This window comes from Streptomyces sp. NPDC048604 (genome assembly GCF_043199435.1).
Taxonomy (GTDB): Bacteria; Actinomycetota; Actinomycetes; order Streptomycetales; family Streptomycetaceae; genus Streptomyces.
Genome location: NZ_JBICVX010000020.1, coordinates 1 through 12254, shown reverse-complemented (window position 1 = coordinate 12254; position 12254 = coordinate 1). Strand labels below are relative to the sequence as shown.

The following is a 12254-nucleotide window of genomic DNA, read 5'->3' as shown; positions in this document are numbered from 1 at the left end:
ACCGAGACCACTGGACGAGCGATGCCCCCCAATCCCTCGTTGCGGACATGTACTCTATGAGTACTGAGGCTGAACTCGTGATGTCGTGACGGGTTATGCGGGTCGGATGGTCAGGCCGGTCTCGGCGAGGCAGCCGTCTATGAGGTGACTGCGGTACTGGATGTGCCGTAGACCGCGTCGGCTGCGCTGGACGAGGTGTTCTGGGGTGTTGAAGGCGACGTTGGAGAGCCAGCCGCGCCGCAGCAGGGACCAGATCCCTTCGACGGGGTTGAGGTCGGGCGCGTAGGGCGGCAGGTAGTAGATGGTCAGCCAGTCCCGGCCTTCCGCCCACTGCCGTAAGTCGGCGGCCTTGTGGACGTTGAGGTTGTCCCAGACGAGCACGATCGGACCGCCGAGCTGCCGGTGGGCGACAGTCAGCAGGTCCCGGTAGTCCTGCCAGGAGAAGCTCTTGCGTCCGTCCCGCCGGCCGTCGTCCCGACGGGGTCGGTAGATCAGCCGGGACCGGTGGCCGGGCTTGTAGCAGGTCAGTGCCGCGATGGATATCCGCCTGCGGGAGCGGCCTCGCACGCGCACGATCGGGGTCCGGCCACGCTGGGACCAGGTCCTGGCCTGCGGCGGCGTCATGGAGAATCCGGCTTCGTCCTCGAAGACGAGCCAGGCTCCACTCACCGCCGCGAGTCTTCCGCGCAGGGCCACACCTCGACGACGAGGACGACCTGCTGGCGTTCTGCGACCTCCCCGCCGAGCACTGGATACACCTGCGGACCACGAACCCCATCGAGTCGACCTTCGCGACCGTTCGCCTGCGCACGAAGGTCACCAAGGGCGCGGGCAGCCGCGCTGCCGCACTCGCGATGGTGTTCAAGCTCGTCGAGTCCGCCCAGGCCCGCTGGCGAGCCGTGAACGCGCCCCACCTCGTCGCCCTCGTCCGCGCCGGAGCCTGCTTCGAACGCGGCCACCTCGTTGTATGCCCGGAGGCGGTGACCGCGTGAACCACGTCACTGCGGCTTGCACTGCTCAGTCCGACAGTTCCCACAGCAGTCGGTAGTACATGATCCGTTCCAGGTCCGGCTCGACTCCGTAGGCTTCGAGCAGCGGCTCTTCCCATCCCGGACCGTAGTTCCACTGCGTACTCCATGTGGCAATAGCAAGGTCGGCCCAACGGTCCGCGACACCCAGCGTGCCGAGATCGACATGTCCGGTCCACATGCCGTCGTCACCGACCAGCGTGTTGGGAGCGCAGGCATCGCCGTGGCAGACGACGAGCCGGTCGATGGACGGGATGTCAGCGAGCACGCCGAGCGCGCGCTCGACAGTGCCGAAGTGCTGAAGCTCTTGAGGCCAGTCCGCCGAAATGGTCCGGCCCGCCGCTGCTCGTGACCGCGCACTCTCCAGGCGCTTCTCGGCCGACCAGTCGAACGGGCAGTCCGCGACGGGCAGCGCGTCATGGAGCGCCCGCAGCCCGGAGCCGACCGCACGTACCGCGGTGCCGGGGTCGCGCTTCCAGTGACCGTCCACCGCCATACGTCCGGGCAAGCCATGGGTGATGATCCAGGACCCCGTTTCGTCAGCGCCCTCACCGAGTACCCGCGGCACCACGGTGAACCTCGCCGCCCACCGCAGGCGCGCCACCTCAGCCGCAAGGTCGATACCGCTGCCGACCGGCGTCCACTTTACAAACCGACGCGTATCACCCAAGCCGACTTGGTACGTCAACCCGCCGAGTCCGTTCTTCCATACGGCTCGTACCGGCTGCCCCGCCGCGAGCTCGGTGACGATACGTGGAGGCTCGACAGGTTCTTGGGGCGAGGAGGCGATCATCCGCTCATTCTCACCAGAGCGGCCGATAGCCAGCCAACCACTTTTAGACACTTCGGTCAGCAGCCCATGCCGTCAGCCAGCTCAGCCAGCAATGGAGGCCCGACCGATCCACAGGATTTGACCATTCCTCCTCCAACCCGACCTCACCGGCTCTGTCCTGGCCGCGAAGATCGCACTGCGCAGGCTCCCGCGAAGCCGCGTGCAGCGAGCGGCAGGGCCGGACAGGGGCCCGCCCGCTCACCGTTTTCGCCCGGCAGGCGGTCTACGGTGTCGCAATGACAGTTCTGATCAGCGGCGGAAGCGGCTTCCTGGGCTCCGAGCTGGTTGAACAGGCGCGTCGCGCCGGCCACACGACGGTCGCGACGTACGCGAACAAACCCAGCAACGCCTCCCCATCCGCGTGGTACCTCCTTGATCTGCGGGACGCGGGCAGCCTCGACGCAGTCATGGATGCAGTGAGCCCACAGTTCATCGTCAATGTGTCGAGTGGCAAGACGGACTGGGCGGTCACAGCCGAAGGCCCGATTCGGCTCGCCATTACGGCGGCGAGGCATGGAACCCGCCTGATCCATGTGTCCAGCGACGCGATCTTCTCCGGCGCTCGGGTCCACTACGACGAGTCCTGCCTCCCCGATCCTGTCACGCCAGCGGGACGGACTCGATGCCGCCCGGCTTCCTGCCGGCCTCCGCGCCGACAGCACGGTGCCAGGTGCCCTCGACGTACCGGAGGCGGGGGCTTCGGCGTGCGCGGGTCAGGCGCGTGCGGTGACCAGAAGAGTGCCGAGGGCGGCATCCGGGGCGGGGACGACGTCGGCGTGGACGTCGGTGAAGCCGTGGCGCTTGAGGAGGTCGGTCCACTGCGCGGGGGTGTGCTGCCAGCGGTAGACGGTGAGCTCCATGTCCGGGATGTCCAGCCACTTGCCGCCCATCTTCTGCGCGCCGTACTGCCCGACGACGGGCTCGCGGTGGGAGAAGCCGAAGACGCCGCCGGGGGCCACGTGCTGGGCGACGCGGGGGAGCAGCTCGTCGGGGTCGGTGAACCAGACGGCTCCCCACGTCGAGTAGATCGCATCCCACTGCCGCACGTCCTGGTCGAGGAAGTCGAGCACGTCCGCGCAGACGAACTCCAGGCCGGCGACGTCGGGCCAGAAGGCCCGGGCGCGTTCGGTCTGGACGGGCGAGAAGTCGACGGCGGTCACTTCCACCCCGGCCCGAGCGAGGAAGGCGGCGTTCTCGCCCTCCGCCGGACCCAGGTCGAGCGCGGTCTTCGGGGTGCCGAGGAGCTCGGCGCCGGGGCCGTTGCTGCCCACACCGGTCCAGTCGAAGCAGTCGGCCGCGGGGGGCTGCTGGGGCTCGTCGCCGCGGTGGGGCTTGTACTTGTCCCAGTATTCGGCGGGGGTGGTGGGCGCGCTGGACATGAGGCTCCTCGGGCTCCGTAGCGTGTGCGCGAGACGCTACCGGTGGGAGCCCCGAGGCGGCAGCGAAAGCCCGAAACTCACGCAAAAGGGCACAAAAGATGGCCGGAGCCGCCCGAAGGCAGCCCCGGCTTGTCTCGTGCTGGTGCGGGTCAGTGGCAGCTCGTACCGGGCGCGCAGGGGCCGCACTTGCCGTAGTCGGCCTCCCACAGCTTCCAGTCGACCTCGAACCCGGCGTCCGCGATGATGTGCGCGGTGCGCTCCACCGAGCCGTCGTACTTGAACTCCAGCTCGGGGATGTGCTCCAGGAACTTCCCGTCGAAGTGCTGGTGGCAGAACTCGCGGTAGTTCCGGGTGTCGAGGATGAAGACGTGCACGGCGATGTCGACGACCCGGCCGCAGCACATCTCCAGCTTCTCGTCGTACCGCTCCATCGCGGTGATGAGGTACGAGACGGCCGCGTGGAACAGCCGGGTCGCCATCACCTCGTCGAACGGGTGGTCGCGCATCAGGAGGGCGATCTCGCGATCCCAGACCTCGGGCTTCACGTAGTCCCGCGGGTTGCGGTACTCGCGGGCGTCGGCGGCTTCCGGCTCGGTGGCCAGCAGGGTCATGGTGGTCCTCTCGACTGCTTCGAGTGGTGCAGGGGTGGTGCAGCCCTCGCCGGGCGGCAGTGCTGTAGGAGGTGTCGGCGAGGGACGTCTTAGCGGCCTGCGAGGGCCAGAGTGATGACGAGAGCGCTGAAGGCCAGGACGTACGTGACGACGGCCACGCGCTGCCTCACGGCACGAGCTGGATATTGTCCGCGGCCGTGGTCCACTCGATCCCCGACGCGGGACGGATGTGCGCGACGCGAACGGTCCGTCCTCGGCTCTCCTCGTGGACGATCGCGGTGAGCTCTCCCTCGCCCCGGCTCGCGATGTCGCGGACGGTCCTGTGGAGCCAGGGGTGATTGTCCTCGTGGAAGAAGGACCCGGCGGTGCTCACTGCTCGGTCTCCTCTTCGGCCTGGTCGTCGGCGGCCTGCGCGAGGAACCTGGCGAACCCGTCGGCCGCGCGGGCGGCGAGCTCCGGACTCGGGACGCCGAACTCCGGCTGCTCGTCGGCGGGGAGGGGCGTGGTCATCGCGCACTCCTTCATGAGGCAGCAGCGGGCCGCGCTACGAACGGGACGAGCACGGCCCGCTGCCTTCGGGGGAACCACCCGGAGCGTCCTTCAGGCCCTCCGGGGGCATGTGACCAGTGAACGGCTGAACGCGTCAGCGCCTCAACGCGATTGCGGCTGATTGCGCGGATTCACCGGAGAGCGTCGATCGCGGCCGTGATGAGGGCGCGGGCCTGGTCGCCGTAGACGGCCATCTTGGACAGATCGGCGAAGGCGCGGGCATAGTCGGCGAGTTCGCGCGGCTGGTGCACGTTGATCTCTGCGGTGAGCGTCTCGACGACCACGTGCCGGTCGTCGAACAGGTAGAACGCCTCCAGCGGCCAGACGGTGCGCTCGGCCCCGGACGGGATGACGCCGAGGGACACAGAGGCCAGGGACATGACGGTGAGAAGGTGCCGCAGCTGGCCGGCCATCTCCTCGGCGGTCCCGAAGCGGTGGCGCAGCACGCCCTCCTCGACGACCACGGCGAAGCGGTGGCCGCCTTCGTACAGGAACCGGCTGCGTGCGATCCGGGCGGTCACTGCCTCGGCGACGTCGTCGGGGGTGCCTTGGAAGCGGGTGATGCTCCGCATGAGTGCGGTGGCGTACGCGGGCGTCTGGAAGAAGCCGGGGACGACGTTGGAGACGTAGACGCGCTGACGGGACGCCTTCTCGTTGAGGGCGTACACCTGTTCCTGGAATCTACGCATCCCGGTGCGCTGGAGCCGGCGCCACTCTTGGTACATCGACTCGACGGCGCGGGAGGTGGCGATCAGGTCGGCGGCCTGGTCATCGGCGTTGCAGGCGGCGCACCAGCGGCGGATGTCGCTCTCGGACGGGGCTGCCTTGGCGGTCAGCACGCGGGAGGTCTTCGCCGGGTTCCACCCGCACCGGGCCGACAGCCGCTTGCCGTCGATCCCGGCGTCCAGCATCAGCTCCCGCAGACGCGCGGCGACGGCCTCACGCGCGGCCTGGGCGCTGGAGGAGGGAGACGTGGGCATGGGCTGTCTGCTCGGTGTCGGGCCGGCTCAGACGTCGTACTGCTCGTGCGGGGTGCCGCGTTCCCAGACCGCTTCGAAGGCGGAGGCGCAGAGCTTGACCACGTCGGGGTCCTCGGACATCGAATACTTCGGGTTCGCCCAGTCGCCTGCGCCGGTGAAGTGGTTGAACTGGACCGCCTTGTTGTCGAAGATCCAGAAGTCGTTTCCGGGCAGCGCGATGTCTGACGCCTTCCGGCGCGGCAGCCAGCGGACCAGCTCCCCGGCCGCCAGGTTCACGGTGGTTCCGGCGTGCTCGAACCGGATGTAGTCCGTGACCGGCTCGGATACGATGCGGGCCCGGCGCATCACGACGCCGCGGGCTACAGTCTCCTTGACCAGCGGCACCCAGCCACCCCAGTCAGCCGTCGCGGGGTCCGTGTCGGGGTGGATGCCCGTGCGCTTGAAGCGCTCGAAGTCCGCGGTTTCGTCGCCGACTCCGTAGACGTCGCGCATCTCCAGGTGCACCGCGGAGTGCTGGGCGGCCCTCAGCAGCTCATCGAATTCCGGCACCGCGTTCTGCGACATCACACGCCTCCCTCAGGATCGGCACCATGCGAAGCGGGATCCGCACGACCGTCTCGTGCTCGGGGATGCCGGTCGCGTGGACGGTCACCCACTCGGTCTCACTGATCTCGGCCGACGTGACGTCGTCCGCCTTCCACCCCTGGATCACCAGCTCGTTCTTCTCGTCGTCCACCCACACCGTGGGGGAGCCGTTGCCCTGGGTGTTGGGGTCTATCCCGACGAACCGTAACGCCATGACGATCTCCGTTGTCCAGCCGCTTGCGCGCTCTTGCACGACCATTTCGCGCAGGCCCGGAGCCGTCAAGGGCGCTACCGGTCAATGACGTTGCCCCGAATCGACGAAGGCTCCCGCGGACCGGCGGGGGAGTGTGTCCGCGGGGAAGGGGTGGCTGTAGTGGTGGAGTCGGGCATGCGGGCGACCGTCACGGCGCGCGGGTCGATGCCGCGGGCGCGGTCGCGCAGTGTCCGGCCGGCCTTGCCGCCCAGGATCCGGCACACGGTCGCCTGGTCCATCGCGGCGAGCGCGCCGATCGTGTGCAGCCCGAAGCGCTCCAGCGCTGCGGCCTGCGCCGGTTCTCTGAACTACGGATGCGTGGCCACGTTCTCGACTGTGGGGGTGCCTCCGGTTAGCGGCCGGACACGGGTGTGATACTGGTGACCTCGCGTATTCAACTGTCGCCAGTTCCCCGAGGAGCCCAGCCCACCGGAGACCGTGTGTGATCTCCAGCGGCGTATCGACTCCGGGTGAGTTGCTTGTGCTGGTCCGGGGCCGGTGGCGTTCAGCGGCGCTCGGCGAGGACCTGCCGCCGGGCTGCTTGGGCCTCGACCCCGGGCCGCCGTGATTCAGCGGTACTGCTCCGGAATTTCGATCTCGTCTGAACCGTCGGAGATGTACTCCACCCCCGGGTTCGCGACCTCGGCAACGACGATCCAGGGTTTGTGCCCCTCCACTTCGCAGACCGCGTGCAGGCGCAGTTTCGCCTCCCAGTACCCGTCCACCCAGTCTCCAGGGTCTTGGAACCAGCTCGGCGGCTCGGAGTTATCCATCTGCCGGTGCACGAAGTTGCCGCGCTCCAGGCTCCGGATAATGCTCTGGCGGCCGGGCGCGGCAACCCCGTCGACCCCAGGGCTGAATCGGGCGGGCCCCCAGATCACCGACGGCAGCTCCGTACGCATGGCTTCGTCGTCATGCGGTCTGGCTGAGTGATCCCGTCCGGCCTCGTCGCGCACCGTGAGGGTGATCGTGTCGAGGTGATCCAGGCCGACGGGGCCGGCGAGTGTGGTGGTGAGCCTCAGGCGGTTGGATCCTACGCGGATCAGGCTGAAGGCCAGCTCAGGAGTCAGCTCGCGGTGCCAGCGGTCGCGTTCGATCTGCGCCACCTCTCGCGCGGTGTCAGCCGAGTCCGCGGCGGCCGCCGCCGCTTTGCGGGTCGTCCAGTACGCCATGACCGCGGAGACCACCACCCCGACCGCGGCAACAATGGCACCGAACGCCGTCCAGTCGTCAGTGTTCATGGCGCCGGACCGTAGCAGCAGCGGCGGTCTCACCCGGTGGAGTGTCCGGATCGGGACATGATCGGGAGCTGATACTGGTGAACTTGCTTGTTCAACTGTCGTCAGTTCTCTGTGGTGCTCAGCCGGATGGTGACCGCAGGTGGTCTCCAGCGGCGTATCGGCTCCAGGTTCCTCCGGTTTGGGCGGCCAGTTTGGCGGTGGTGACCTGGTGGTAGCCGAGGGCGTCGGCGACGACGGGGCGGGCATCACCAGGACGTGCTGGCGGATCGCGGACGCCCGGCCGGCGGTGGTGGGGATGCCGAGGTCATTGACCAGAGCGGAGAGGGTGTCGGGGTGCATCGGCTACGGAGACCGCCAACTGGGTCGGCGTCCGCTTCCTCGACAGCTACGGGAACTACGCCCCCGCCGTCGAGCCCCAGGACTTCGAAGCCTGCCCGGCCCGCCACCTCGGCCGTCGCGAGCACATGAGCGACACCATCCAAGCCATCGCCGGCCTGCTGTCCCACCAGCAGACGGCGGACCTGAACCTGACACGGAAAACGTGAACACGGGCCACACCGAAGACCTCGACGTCTCACCGCCAACCGTGCACGAGCTCGTTAGGGCGTGTATCGAGAGATGAGGTCCGACTCGTTACGCTGCCGTGGCTGTCCTGCGGTGGGGCGGGCCTGGACGCGCGGCTTTGGCCCACGCCTGGTCAGGTGATCGCTGCCTCACTGTAGTGCGGTCGCCGCTGCCACGAACATCGGCAGTGCCAGGAAGAGGCGGTCGGCCTCGGCCCGCGCACGCTGCTCGGCGATCCAGTTGTCCGTCTGCTCGCGCGTAATGGCGCCGGTGGAGCAGGCTGCTTCGGCCAGTCCGGTGAGCAGGAGCACCATCGCCGACCCGGTGAACACGCCTGTGTGCACCTCGACCGTCACATCGCTGAAGCGGCTGTTCAGTAGCAGGTTACGGTATCGGCGAGCAGCACGCGGGTCGGCGGTCAGGTCGGCGCGGGCGTGCACGATGGTGCGGGTGACGGCCGGATTGTCGGAGTCGATGACGAACGTGTCCCAGTCCTGGCCGACCAGCAGGATCCGCCCTCCAGGCGCAAGAACCCTGTTGGCCTCCGCCAACGCCCGCTCCGGCTCGTCCAGTTCGTGGAAGACCTTGTCGGCTCGGTAACCGTCCACCGAGGCGTCCGGCAGCGGCAGCTCGTACGCTCCCGCGATCCGGAAGTCCGCCTCGGGCCACCGACCACGGGCGACGGCGATCATCCGCTCGCTCGGGTCCACACCCACGGCCTTCACGCCCCGTTCGGCCAGTTCCGCCACGGCCCGTCCGGCGCCACAGCCCACGTCCACCACGGACGTTCCGGGTTCGGCGCCGAGCAAGTCATAGGAGAGAGCCCTCAGTAACTCGGCGCCCGGCAGTCGGTCGGCGGCGTCGAGCCGTGCTACGAGGTCGTTCGCCGACTGGGGCGTCTGTTCCGTTTCCCTGGTCATGAACGCCAGACTGGGACTTAATGTCGGCATGAAGTCAAGCGAGCAAAGGGCGCCTGGTGGCGGGGAGCGTGACTCGATGGGCATCGGGGCCCTCGCCAAACGCTTCGGGCTGGCCACGCACGTCCTGCGTCACTGGGAGTCGATGGGACTCCTGACCCCCGCACGTGACGCCGCCGGCCGCCGCCGCTACCGCATCGCCGACCTCACACGCGTCGCCGTCATCCTGCGCGCCAAGGACGCAGGGCTCTCCCTCGACATCATCCGCTCGCTGACCGCTACCGCCGATGCCGTGAAGCGACGGAACATCCTGTGCGCAGAGGCCAAGGCGCTTCGCTCCCGTATCGCCGCTGCGCAGGCATCCCTCGACCTCATCGAATGCGCCCTCGGCTGCGATCACGAGGACTTCACCCAGTGCGCCCATTTCCAGCAGGTAGCGACGGATCGCATCAGCACGGATGCTGCCGTCCACGTCCCCGACTGAGCACGTCCGCAGGTAAGTTGAATGTGCTGGTCACAGCCACTCGTTGATGGCCGCGACGAGGACGGTCGCCTCGTATCGGACCGCAAGCTTGTCATACCGCGTGGCCACGGTCCGTTCCTCTTGGGGCGGTTGGCGCCGCACTCGACCGCGTGGCGCTCGCGGTGGTCGGCCGGGTCGAACTTCGGCGGCCTGCCGCCGCGCGAGCCGCGTTGCTTGCGGTTGAGGGCCTGGTCAGCCTTGTCCGGGATGGTGCAGCGGCACGCTGCCGCAGGTAGCCACCGTTGCTGCGGGAGGCGTACGCCTTGTCGGCGCGCACCTGCAGCGGCTGGGTGCGGGGCCTGCCCGGCCCGAGGCGGGGGACCCGGGTGCCGCCGAGCACGGCCTCGAAGTGCGGGGAGTCGCGCCGATGCCCGGCCGTGATCACGATCGACATGGGCTTCTGCCGCTGCTCGACGGCCAAGTGCAGCTTCGTGGTCAAGCCGCCATGTGAGCGGCCGAGCCCGTGATCGTCCAACTCGGCGACAACGCCGCCAGGTGGCTCCTTCTGCAGGTCCCCCTGTTTCGCGACCCGGCGGCGTGCTGGTGGGCGCGCACGATCGTGGAGTCGACGTTGATGTCCCAGGTGATCAGGTCCTTGGCGTCGGCCCGGGCCTGGAGCAATGCGAAGATCCGGTGCCAGATGCCATTGCGCTGCCAGCGGCGGAACAGGTCGTAGACCCGACAACGGCACCCCGATGAGCGAGGTCGCCCGGGCCCGCGCTGCCAGCGCCGTCCGCTCCTTCTACCTGCACTGCGAGGACACTCTCGGCGCTTCCTCCCGGCCTCTCCCACGAGGCCCAACGCGGAGCACCTCGTCACGATGTCAGACCCTCGCCATACCGTGGGCCCTGTCCCCGGCTGCTAGATACGTGGACCCCAAGCCCCGCCGGAACAGCGCCCGGCGGGGCTTCCGCATACCGATCCGCGAACGACCCCTCCGCATAAGGCCAGCACACGGTACGTTCACCTGGCCTTCACAGCACAAACACCCCGGAGGGGACTCATGACCCAGCAGCCCGGATGGGGCCCGCAGCAGCCCCAACAGCCCGGCCAGCTGCCCTCCTACGGCTACCCCCAGCAGCCCGGCCCCTACGGCGCGCCGCCCCCGCCCCCGCAGAAGAAGGGCATCGGCGTCGGCGGCGGCATCGCGCTCGGCTGCGGCGGACTCCTCGTCCTCGGCGTCCTGTTCATCGCCATCGCCCTGTTCACGTACGACGGCGGCACCAGCGACGACAAGGCCCACACGCCCGCGCCCACGAGCGCCGCGGAGCAGCCGGCCGCCAAGCCGGCCGCACAGGCCCCGGCCAAGGAGGAGCCGGCCAGCGACTCCCCGGTGAAGGTCACCGCGACGAAGACCAAGTTCGCCAAGTCCATCCTGGCCGGAGACGAGGCGTACACGAGCGTCAAGGTCACGATCACGAACAACGGCGACGAGACGGTCGACGTCAACCCGCTGTACTTCACCATCACGGACACGAACGGCACGAAGCGCACCCACGAACTGGCCGCGGACGAGAACCAGCTTGACGCTGTGAAGCTCGCCCCCGGCGAGAACGTGTCCGGCGTCGTCAGGGGGAAGGGCGCCTTCACGGCGGACTACGTGACGTTCACCCCGGGTCTGTTCGGCGATCCGGTCCGTGTGAAGGTCTCCTGATCCGCACGGGTTCGTCGTCACTCCCTCCGACGACGAACCCGTTCTCGTGAAGGCGACCTTCGCAGCGGGGAAGCCGACCGGTTCGACTCGGCGGCGGCTGGCTACGCCACGGGGACGGTGAGGCTTCCCGCGCGGATCGCGTCGAGCAGCGCCTCCTTGACCTGGGGCGGCATCAGGTTCAGTGCCTCGACGGCTTCAGCGGTGAGCGGGACCTCCTGGAGCAGGTACTTGCCGCGGTCGTCGCGAGTGAACTCGGGGCCGGTGCGGTCGTCGAAGTTCCAGGCGGCGATCTGGGCGAGGTAGAAGTGCTCGGTCTCGCCCTTGTCGTTCTCCAGCTGGCAGAACGGGTGCAGGTCGATGGCGTCGCCGGCGATCTCCTCGCGGACCTCCCGCAGCAGCGCGGCTTCCAGGTCGGCGTCCTCGGGCTCGACGCCGCCGCCGACGAGGACCTGGTACGGGGGGATGCCAGGGCGGATGCGGTTGATGACGAGCATGGTGCCGGCGGTGGTGAGCAGGATGGCGCGGACGCGCTCCTTCATGGGCTTCTCCCTGTGGTCGTGGTGGGTCAGTGGGGCATCCAGCCGCCGTCGACGGTCAACGACTGTGCGGTGATGAACGATGCGTTGGGGTTGGCGAGGAAAGTGATGGCGGCGGCGACGTCCTCGGGCTGGCCGTGGCGGGGGACGCACTGGCGGGCGATCTGGTCCTCGGGCCTGGCGCGATGGTGGGCGGGGAGGTCGTTCTCGGCGGGGACCTGGATTGCCCCCGGGAGGACAGTGTTCACGGTGATACCGTGCGGGCCAAGTTCCCTCGCCAGCGACGGGGTGAGGCCGAGGACTCCGGCCTTGGCGGTGCTGTAGGCCGTGAGTCCGGCGCGCCCGAGGCGGGCGTTGACGGATGAGACGTTGTTGATCCGGCCCCGGCCGCGCTCGATCATGGCGGGGGTGAAGGCCCGGCAGGTGCGGTAGCGGGTGGTCAGGTTGATGTCCACGACACGTATGGACGCTGACCTGTCGCACTACGTGCACCGGGCCGGCCGCACCGCCCGCGCCGGTGAGTCCGGCCGCGTGGTCACGCTCGTGCTCTCGGGCCAGCGCCGCGAGACGAGCCGGATGATGGCCGAGGCCGGCATCGAGCC

The 12254-nt window shown here is 68.9% G+C and carries 15 protein-coding genes and 3 pseudogenes; 5 read left to right on the top strand and 13 right to left on the bottom strand.

Annotated elements, in window-relative coordinates; all coding sequences use genetic code 11:
- Positions 1–93 precede the first annotated feature (93 nt).
- Entirely contained in the window at positions 94–624 is a 531-nt protein-coding gene (locus ACGFMM_RS31430) for a transposase (RefSeq protein ID WP_393649877.1), read from the bottom strand.
- A gap of 74 nt (positions 625–698) precedes the next feature.
- Here ACGFMM_RS31430 and ACGFMM_RS31425 point away from each other — a divergent pair.
- Positions 699–992 (top strand): annotated as a pseudogene (locus tag ACGFMM_RS31425) (transposase); the annotation flags it as partial.
- A 25-nt stretch (positions 993–1017) separates the two neighbouring features.
- Here ACGFMM_RS31425 and ACGFMM_RS31420 read toward each other — a convergent pair.
- The gene (locus ACGFMM_RS31420; RefSeq protein WP_393649876.1) at positions 1018–1821 is read right to left on the bottom strand and encodes an aminoglycoside 3'-phosphotransferase; all 804 of its coding nucleotides are present in this window, start codon (positions 1819–1821) and stop codon (positions 1018–1020) included.
- 275 nt (positions 1822–2096) lie between these two features.
- Between ACGFMM_RS31420 and ACGFMM_RS31415 the strand changes: the two are divergent.
- A pseudogene (locus ACGFMM_RS31415) lies at positions 2097–2426 on the top strand (sugar nucleotide-binding protein); the annotation flags it as partial.
- A 147-nt stretch (positions 2427–2573) separates the two neighbouring features.
- Here the strand turns inward: ACGFMM_RS31415 and ACGFMM_RS31410 are convergent.
- The 9 genes from ACGFMM_RS31410 to ACGFMM_RS31370 form a co-directional block, all read right to left on the bottom strand.
- Positions 2574–3239, bottom strand: coding sequence for a class I SAM-dependent methyltransferase (locus tag ACGFMM_RS31410; protein ID WP_393649875.1), 666 nt, complete (start codon positions 3237–3239; stop codon positions 2574–2576).
- 149 nt (positions 3240–3388) lie between these two features.
- Positions 3389–3850, bottom strand: a complete 462-nt coding sequence (locus ACGFMM_RS31405; protein ID WP_393649874.1) for a hypothetical protein — start codon at positions 3848–3850, stop codon at positions 3389–3391.
- 166 nt (positions 3851–4016) lie between these two features.
- Positions 4017–4223 (bottom strand): hypothetical protein, encoded by a 207-nt coding sequence (locus ACGFMM_RS31400; protein ID WP_393649873.1) that lies wholly within the window; start codon positions 4221–4223, stop codon positions 4017–4019.
- A complete protein-coding gene (locus ACGFMM_RS31395) occupies positions 4220–4360 on the bottom strand; it encodes a hypothetical protein (protein WP_393649872.1) in 141 nt (46 codons plus the stop codon). The genes ACGFMM_RS31400 and ACGFMM_RS31395 overlap by 4 nt, the downstream gene beginning before the upstream one ends.
- A 170-nt stretch (positions 4361–4530) precedes the next feature.
- Positions 4531–5379, bottom strand: coding sequence for a DUF5753 domain-containing protein (locus tag ACGFMM_RS31390; RefSeq protein WP_393649871.1), 849 nt, complete (start codon positions 5377–5379; stop codon positions 4531–4533).
- Between the two features lie 27 nt (positions 5380–5406).
- A complete protein-coding gene (locus ACGFMM_RS31385; RefSeq protein WP_393649870.1) occupies positions 5407–5943 on the bottom strand; it encodes a DUF6879 family protein in 537 nt (178 codons plus the stop codon).
- Positions 5912–6178 carry a hypothetical protein gene (locus tag ACGFMM_RS31380; protein WP_393649985.1) on the bottom strand — a complete coding sequence of 89 codons (267 nt, stop codon included), beginning with the start codon at positions 6176–6178 and terminating at the stop codon, positions 5912–5914. The genes ACGFMM_RS31385 and ACGFMM_RS31380 overlap by 32 nt, the downstream gene beginning before the upstream one ends.
- Before the next feature lie 608 nt (positions 6179–6786).
- Positions 6787–7458 carry a hypothetical protein gene (locus ACGFMM_RS31375; protein ID WP_393649869.1) on the bottom strand — a complete coding sequence of 224 codons (672 nt, stop codon included), beginning with the start codon at positions 7456–7458 and terminating at the stop codon, positions 6787–6789.
- 713 nt (positions 7459–8171) lie between these two features.
- On the bottom strand, positions 8172–8942 hold the full coding sequence (locus tag ACGFMM_RS31370; protein ID WP_393649868.1) for a methyltransferase domain-containing protein: 771 nt from the start codon (positions 8940–8942) through the stop codon (positions 8172–8174).
- Between the two features lie 76 nt (positions 8943–9018).
- Between ACGFMM_RS31370 and ACGFMM_RS31365 the strand changes: the two genes are divergently transcribed.
- Both ACGFMM_RS31365 and ACGFMM_RS31360 read left to right on the top strand, forming a co-directional pair.
- Positions 9019–9423: a MerR family transcriptional regulator gene (locus ACGFMM_RS31365; RefSeq protein WP_393649867.1), complete on the top strand. Its 405-nt coding sequence runs from the start codon at positions 9019–9021 to the stop codon at positions 9421–9423.
- Positions 9424–10465: 1042 nt separating this feature from the next.
- A complete protein-coding gene (locus ACGFMM_RS31360; protein ID WP_393649866.1) occupies positions 10466–11116 on the top strand; it encodes a DUF4352 domain-containing protein in 651 nt (216 codons plus the stop codon).
- Positions 11117–11217: 101 nt separating this feature from the next.
- Here ACGFMM_RS31360 and ACGFMM_RS31355 read toward each other — a convergent pair whose 3' ends face one another.
- Positions 11218–11655 (bottom strand): NUDIX domain-containing protein, encoded by a 438-nt coding sequence (locus ACGFMM_RS31355; protein ID WP_393649865.1) that lies wholly within the window; start codon positions 11653–11655, stop codon positions 11218–11220.
- Positions 11656–11681: 26 nt separating this feature from the next.
- Complete coding sequence (locus tag ACGFMM_RS31350) at positions 11682–12107, bottom strand: SDR family oxidoreductase (protein ID WP_393649864.1); 426 nt, start codon at positions 12105–12107, stop codon at positions 11682–11684.
- 16 nt (positions 12108–12123) lie between these two features.
- Here ACGFMM_RS31350 and ACGFMM_RS31345 point away from each other — a divergent pair.
- Positions 12124–12254: pseudogene (locus ACGFMM_RS31345) on the top strand (RNA helicase); the annotation flags it as partial.

Coding starts and splice junctions, on each gene's coding strand:
- ACGFMM_RS31430 (WP_393649877.1), bottom strand. CDS start 624: ATGACGCCGCCGCAGGCCAGGACCTGGTCCCAGCGTGGCCGGACCCCG.
- ACGFMM_RS31420 (WP_393649876.1), bottom strand. CDS start 1,821: ATGATCGCCTCCTCGCCCCAAGAACCTGTCGAGCCTCCACGTATCGTC.
- ACGFMM_RS31410 (WP_393649875.1), bottom strand. CDS start 3,239: ATGTCCAGCGCGCCCACCACCCCCGCCGAATACTGGGACAAGTACAAG.
- ACGFMM_RS31405 (WP_393649874.1), bottom strand. CDS start 3,850: ATGACCCTGCTGGCCACCGAGCCGGAAGCCGCCGACGCCCGCGAGTAC.
- ACGFMM_RS31395 (WP_393649872.1), bottom strand. CDS start 4,360: ATGACCACGCCCCTCCCCGCCGACGAGCAGCCGGAGTTCGGCGTCCCG.
- ACGFMM_RS31390 (WP_393649871.1), bottom strand. CDS start 5,379: ATGCCCACGTCTCCCTCCTCCAGCGCCCAGGCCGCGCGTGAGGCCGTC.
- ACGFMM_RS31385 (WP_393649870.1), bottom strand. CDS start 5,943: ATGTCGCAGAACGCGGTGCCGGAATTCGATGAGCTGCTGAGGGCCGCC.
- ACGFMM_RS31380 (WP_393649985.1), bottom strand. CDS start 6,178: ATGGCGTTACGGTTCGTCGGGATAGACCCCAACACCCAGGGCAACGGC.
- ACGFMM_RS31375 (WP_393649869.1), bottom strand. CDS start 7,458: ATGAACACTGACGACTGGACGGCGTTCGGTGCCATTGTTGCCGCGGTC.
- ACGFMM_RS31370 (WP_393649868.1), bottom strand. CDS start 8,942: ATGACCAGGGAAACGGAACAGACGCCCCAGTCGGCGAACGACCTCGTA.
- ACGFMM_RS31365 (WP_393649867.1), top strand. CDS start 9,019: ATGGGCATCGGGGCCCTCGCCAAACGCTTCGGGCTGGCCACGCACGTC.
- ACGFMM_RS31360 (WP_393649866.1), top strand. CDS start 10,466: ATGACCCAGCAGCCCGGATGGGGCCCGCAGCAGCCCCAACAGCCCGGC.
- ACGFMM_RS31355 (WP_393649865.1), bottom strand. CDS start 11,655: ATGAAGGAGCGCGTCCGCGCCATCCTGCTCACCACCGCCGGCACCATG.